General features: G+C 70.0%; 5 protein-coding genes. 2 read left to right on the top strand and 3 right to left on the bottom strand.

Annotation, left to right across the window (positions count from 1 at the left end; translation table 11 throughout):
* Positions 1 to 196, bottom strand: a 196-nt coding sequence (locus ASF38_RS18455; protein WP_200914460.1) for a hypothetical protein, incomplete at its 3' end; no start/stop codon positions are given.
* 141 nt (positions 197 to 337) lie between these two features.
* On the opposite strand from ASF38_RS18455, the gene ASF38_RS08365 reads away from it, so the two are divergent.
* Complete coding sequence (locus tag ASF38_RS08365; RefSeq protein WP_056553587.1) at positions 338 to 1738, top strand: LPXTG cell wall anchor domain-containing protein; 1401 nt, start codon at positions 338 to 340, stop codon at positions 1736 to 1738.
* 74 nt (positions 1739 to 1812) lie between these two features.
* Here the strand turns inward: ASF38_RS08365 and ASF38_RS08360 are convergent, their stop codons facing one another.
* Both ASF38_RS08360 and ASF38_RS08355 read right to left on the bottom strand, forming a co-directional pair.
* Complete coding sequence (locus ASF38_RS08360) at positions 1813 to 2919, bottom strand: inositol-3-phosphate synthase (RefSeq protein WP_055961716.1); 1107 nt, start codon at positions 2917 to 2919, stop codon at positions 1813 to 1815.
* Positions 2920 to 2977: 58 nt separating this feature from the next.
* The gene (locus ASF38_RS08355) at positions 2978 to 3547 is read right to left on the bottom strand and encodes a PadR family transcriptional regulator (protein ID WP_055961713.1); all 570 of its coding nucleotides are present in this window, start codon (positions 3545 to 3547) and stop codon (positions 2978 to 2980) included.
* 273 nt (positions 3548 to 3820) lie between these two features.
* Here ASF38_RS08355 and ASF38_RS08350 point away from each other — a divergent pair, with 273 nt between their 5' ends.
* Positions 3821 to 5980 (top strand): transglycosylase domain-containing protein, encoded by a 2160-nt coding sequence (locus ASF38_RS08350; RefSeq protein ID WP_056553592.1) that lies wholly within the window; start codon positions 3821 to 3823, stop codon positions 5978 to 5980.
* Positions 5981 to 6037: the final 57 nt, after the last annotated feature.

Genomic DNA, 6037 nt, shown 5'->3' with positions numbered 1-6037 from the left:
CCTCGAGCACGTCGACCAGCCACGGACGCGAGTAGCTGATGTCGAAGGCGGCCTGCGCGACCTCGCCGTCGAGGTCCTGCGAGGCGTCGGTGACCACGAGCGTGGCCAGTGCCGCGAGGAGCACCACGAGCGCGACGAGGACGGCGGCGTACACGCCACCACGCACGGACTCGGCGCGGCGCAGGTCGATCGACACGGTCGAACCTTATCGACAGCTCGGTGCTTCCTCGCGTCGAGACCGATCCAGGGTGGTGCGGGACCATGCCGAAGGACCCCGGAGCTGGACGAAGAGTTCAAAACACGTATGGGGGCGGAGCGATCGACCTAGTCTGCGCTCATGACCCACCTCCCCCGCGCATCTGCGCGTGCTGCCGCCCTCCTGGCCGGCGCCATGCTCTGCGTCGTCGTGACCCCCGGCGCAGCCCTGGCGGACGAGTCCGCCGAGCCCATCACCACGACCGAGTCGGCCCCGGCGCCCGAACCCGCCAGCGAGTCGGCCCCCGAACCCGCCACCGCCTCCGCGCCCGAGGCGGCACCCGCCTCCGCCTCGGCACCCGAGGCGGCACCCGCCTCCGCCTCGGCACCCGCGGCGGCACCTGCGCCGGCCTCGGTCGGCCGGAGCGCCGAGGGGCCCGTGACCGCCCTGGCCGCACCCGATCCCACCGACGCCTGCTTCCCCGGCGCGTGCATCAGCAACGGCACCGTCCATCTGGGCGTGAACGACGAGGGCTCGCTGATCGTGTACGACGGCGAGGCCGGGGAGCTCGTCGGCCTGCAGCAGGAGTCGACGGGCAACGACGGCCTGCGAGCCGGCGGACCGTACGAGGGATGGGGCGTGGGTGACGCCGGGACCGGTGTCAGCGGTCAGAGCCTGAAGGCCCTGGGTGGCAGCAGCAACCTCACCGTGGAGTCCTTCGACGTCACGCCGACGACCGCCACCTCCGTCGTCACCGTGGGTGACCCGCAGGCGCCCACCTTCCGGGTGACCCATGCCTTCACCCCCTCGCTGCTCGACCCGAACGTGTACGTCATCCGCGTGCGCATCGAGAACCTGACCGACGGCACGCTCGACGACGTCCGCTACCGCCGCGTCATGGACTGGGACGCCGAGCCGACGGCCTTCTCCGAGCTCGTCAGCGTGGTGGACCGTGACGTGGCGGTCGTCGGTGCCGGCACGGACTTCGTCGACGCCAACGTGCTCGGGAGCGACTTCGGCACGGAGCAGGGCGACGTCGACGACCGGGGTCCCGACGACCTGGTCGCCCACTTCGACCTGGGCTTCGGCTCGCTGGCTGCGGGCGACTTCGTCGAGTTCTTCCTCTTCTACGGCGTGGCACCGACGGAGGCCGAGGCACTGGACTCGCTGGCCACCGTCGGCGCCGACTCCTACTCGACCGCGCGTCCGTCCAGCAGCGACGACGGCGCCCCCGGGACCTACTTCTTCGGGTACAACCCGTTCCCCGAGGGCCTCGAGGAGGCGCCTGTCGACCCGACCGACCCGACGGACCCGACCGACCCGGTCGATCCGACGGACCCGAGCGACCCGGCCGTGTCCGACGGGGGCGACACCTCGAACCGCGTCACGCCCGCCGCGGCGACCGTGCCCGTGTCGGCCGCGGCGCAGCTGCCGGCCACGGGTGCCGACTCGATGGCACCGTTCGTGGTCGCCGGCGTGGCGCTGCTCGCCGGCGGCGTCGCGATGGTCGGTCTCGGCCGTCGCCGCGTCGAGCAGGCGTGACGCACCACCCGTAGACGCGACGGGGCCCGGACACCGTCAGGTGTCCGGGCCCCGTCGTCGTCAGGGGGGAGCGCTCAGCGCTCCTCCTCCCCGCGGATGAACGCCTCGAGCTTCGAGCGGCCGAGGTCGTCGGGGCGCTGCTCCGGCGGGCTCTTCATCAGGTACGACGAAGCGCTCAGCAGGGCGCCGCCGATGCCACGGTCCTTGGCGATCTTCGCCGCACGGATGGCGTCGATGATGATGCCGGCCGAGTTGGGCGAGTCCCACACCTCGAGCTTGTACTCCAGGTTCAGGGGCACGTCGCCGAACGCACGACCCTCGAGGCGCACGTAGGCCCACTTGCGGTCGTCGAGCCACGCCACGTAGTCCGACGGGCCGATGTGCACGTTGCGGTCGTTGGCGCCCACACCGGCGAGCGAGCCGGTGAGGTTCGACGTGACGGCCTGGGTCTTCGAGACCTTCTTGGACTCCAGGCGCTCACGCTCGAGCATGTTCTTGAAGTCCATGTTGCCGCCGACGTTCAGCTGGTAGGTGCGGTCGAGCGAGACGCCGCGGTCCTCGAACAGCTTGGCCATGACACGGTGCGTGATGGTGGCACCGACCTGGCTCTTGATGTCGTCGCCGATGATCGGGACGCCGGCGTCCTCGAACTTCTTGGCCCACTCGGGGTCGGAGGCGATGAAGACGGGCAGGGCGTTGACGAACGCGACCTTGGCGTCGATGGCGCACTGCGCGTAGAACTTGTCGGCCTCCTCCGAGCCCACCGGGAGGTAGGACACGAGCACGTCGGCCTGCGTGTCCTTGAGCACCTGGACGACGTCGACGGCGGGGGCGTCGGACTCCTCGATGGTCTGCAGGTAGTACTTGCCGAGGCCGTCGAGCGTGTGGCCGCGCTGGACCGTGACGCCGGTGGGCGGCACGTCGGCGATCTTGATGGTGTTGTTCTCGCTGGCGGTGGTGGCGTCGGCCAGGTCGAAGCCGACCTTCTTGGCGTCGACGTCGAACGCGGCGACGAACTCGATGTCGTTGACGTGGTAGTCGCCGAACTGGACGTGCATGAGCCCGGGGACGGTGCCCGCCGGATCGGCGTCCTTGTAGTACTCGACGCCCTGGATGAGCGACGTGGCGCAGTTGCCGACGCCGACGATCGCGACGCGGATCTGGTTGGTGGCCGAACCCATGGGTTCTCCTTCGTGACGGGTGATGACGGGTGGATGGATGGTCGTGCGGATGAGGGGGTCAGGTGGGAGGAGGTGGCGGCTCGTCCTGCGGCTCGCGCTCGCGCTCGATGAGCTCGGTGAGCCAGCGGACCTCGCGCTCGACGGACTCCAGGCCGTGGCGCTGCAGCTCGCGGGTGTAGGCGTCGGCGCGGTCGCGGCCGCGCTGGGTGGCCTCGCGCACGTTCTCGAGCCGCTCCTGCAGTCGGCTGCGCCGGCCCTCGAGGATCCTCATGCGCGTGGCACGCTCGGTGCGGGCGAAGAAGGCGAACCGGACGCTGAAGGTCTCGTCGTCCCACGTGGCGGGCCCGGAGTCCTCCATGGCATGGGCGAAGTGCTCCTTGCCGGCGGCGGTGAGGTGGTAGACGATCCGGTTGCGGCGGCCGCGGACCTCGACGGCCGGGTCGTCGTCGGCCTCGATGAGACCGGCCCGCACCAGCGACTTCAGACAGGGGTAGAGCGTGCCGTAGGACAGCACGCGGCCCCAGCCGAGCAGGCTGATGAGCTCCTTGCGCAGCTCGTAGCCGTGCATGGGCGTGTCGTGCAGCAGACCGATGGTGGCGAGCTCGAGGGTCGCTCCGCGACGGGGCATCGCGATCCTCCTGGCCGGCTCGAGAGACGTCGTCGTGACGACTCGGTATATCGGGACGATACATCAGCGCGGCATGACATGAAAGACCGTATGTCAGGTCGGGTGGGTAGGGCGAGACCGTCTGGACGAGACACGTGCCACAGAGCAGGGGGACCGTGCATCATGGCCTTCTCAGGTTGGTCAGGCACACTGGCCTGATGCCGCGCCGTGTCCCGGGCGCACGCACAGCACCACGCCCTGCCAGGAGCAGGGCCGAGACGGAGGAAGTGGTCCGTGGCCACCAGCACGCATCGAACCAAGGCGAAGAGCACCCCGAGCAAGCCGGGCCTGTTCCGTCGCATCAGTGGCGACGGCCCGCGCTGGAAGCAGGTGCTGCGCTGGTTCGCGGTGCTCGTCGTGCTCGGGATCCTGGGCGGCGCGCTGCTGTTCTTCGTGCTCTACCGGGTCATCGAGATCCCCGACGCGAACGCCGACTTCCAGACCCAGACCACCAAGGTCTACTACTCCGACGGCAAGTCCGAGCTGGGCGACTTCGCCATGCAGGACCGTGAGAGCGTCCCGCTCGACGAGATCCCGGCCGTCATGCAGGCCGCCGTGATCGCGGCCGAGGACCGCACCTTCTACGAGAACCGCGGCCTCGACTTCAAGGGCATCGTCCGCGCCGCGCGCGACAACGCCACGAGCGGCCAGATCACCGGCGGCGGCTCCACCATCACGCAGCAGTACGTGAAGGTGCTCTACCTGAACCAGGACCGCTCCTACAAGCGCAAGGTGCGCGAGGCGATCCTGTCGATCAAGATCCACAACCAGCTGAGCAAGTCCGAGATCCTCGAGGGCTACCTCAACACCATCTACTTCGGCAACGGCGCGTACGGCGTCGAGGTCGCGGCCGAGACCTACTTCGACAAGCCGGCGTCCGAGCTGAACTACCCGCAGGCCGCGATGCTCGCGACGGTCATCAACAACCCGACCTACTACGACCCCTACACCGAGGGGGCGGAGGAGCGGATCCTGCCGCGCTACCGCTACGTGCTCGACGGGATGGCCAAGTCCGGTGCGATCACGGCCGAGGAGGCCGCGGAGTTCCAGGAGCGGCTGCCGAAGTTCGCCGAGAAGAAGAACGCCAACCGCTTCAAGGGCACCAAGGGCTACCTGCTCGCCCTCGTGCAGAAGCAGCTGCAGGACGCCGGCTTCAGCGACAACCAGATCCTGGGTGGCGGCCTGCGCGTCGTCACGACCTTCGACAAGCGTCTGCAGGCCGACGCCGTCGACGCGGTGGAGAACACCGTCCCGCAGGACCTCGACGAGCTCAACGTCGGCCTGGTGTCGGTCGAGCCGGGCACCGGTGACGTCAAGGCGATGTACGGCGGCAAGGACTACCTGGAGAGCCAGCTGAACTGGGCCACCTCCAGCGTGCAGCCGGGCTCGACGTTCAAGGTGTTCGCGCTCGTGGCGGCGCTGGAGGACGGCTACAGCCTGCGCACGACCCTCAACGGCAACTCACCGGTGCGCATCGGTGGTGCCGAGGTCGGCAACCAGGGCGACAGCGGTGGTCAGTCCTTCGGCCGGGTCACGCTCGAGTTCGCCACGCAGAAGTCCATCAACACCGCCTTCGTCGACATCACCCAGCAGATGAGCGGCGGCGCCGACGCCGACATCTCGGTCGGCGCCCGCAAGGTGCTGGAGGCCGCCAACGACGCCGGCATCCCGGCCACGGTGACCGACCAGATCGACCCGGTCGCCGTCACGTCGCTCGGCTATGCCGGCGTGCCCGCGGTCGACATGGCGAACGCCTACGCGACCCTCGCTGCCGAGGGCGAGCGCGCGGAGTGGCACGTGCTGTCGAAGGTGACCAGCGCCCAGGGCGACGAGCTCGAGCTGCCGGCGCGGGAGACCAAGCGCACGATCCCCGAGGACGTCGCCGCCGACACCCTCGCGGCACTGCAGAAGGTCACGCAGGCGGGTACCGGCACGAGCGGGCGCACGATCTGCCCGACGGCCGGCAAGACGGGCACCGCGACGGCCGGCGCCGACGACGACCAGCGCGTCTCGTCGTCGTGGTTCGTCGGGGCCACGCCCAAGCTGGCCACGGCCGTGACGCTCAGCCGCGGCGTGGGCAACGAGGACCTCGAGGGGTACCTCGTGCCCTTCTTCGGTGGCACCTACCCGGCGCAGACCTTCAAGGCGTTCATGGACCCGGCGCTCGAGGGCACCGAGTGCGGCAGCTTCCCGGCCCCGGCCAACATCCGGGCCGACAAGGGCAACACCTACGTCCCGCCCGCGCCCAGGCCGAAGAAGACCGAGAAGCCGAAGCCGAAGCCCGAGCCGACGACCCCGAAGCCGACCACGCCGGCCCCGACCGAGCCCGAGCCCTCCGAGCCCGAGCCGACGCCCACCTTGCCCGGCGGTGGCGGCGGGGGCGGCAACGACTGACTCGTCAGAGGTAGGTCTCGCACCGAATCGGGCAGTCGGAGGTAGGTCTCGCACCTC

Origin of the sequence: Aeromicrobium sp. Leaf272, from assembly GCF_001422865.1 — a bacterium.
Taxonomy (GTDB): Bacteria; Actinomycetota; Actinomycetes; order Propionibacteriales; family Nocardioidaceae; genus Aeromicrobium.
Note: the sequence above shows the minus strand (reverse complement) of the source record. Positions and strands in the feature narration are given on the sequence as shown.

Coding starts and splice junctions, on each gene's coding strand:
- ASF38_RS08365 (WP_056553587.1), top strand. CDS start 338: ATGACCCACCTCCCCCGCGCATCTGCGCGTGCTGCCGCCCTCCTGGCC.
- ASF38_RS08360 (WP_055961716.1), bottom strand. CDS start 2,919: ATGGGTTCGGCCACCAACCAGATCCGCGTCGCGATCGTCGGCGTCGGC.
- ASF38_RS08355 (WP_055961713.1), bottom strand. CDS start 3,547: ATGCCCCGTCGCGGAGCGACCCTCGAGCTCGCCACCATCGGTCTGCTG.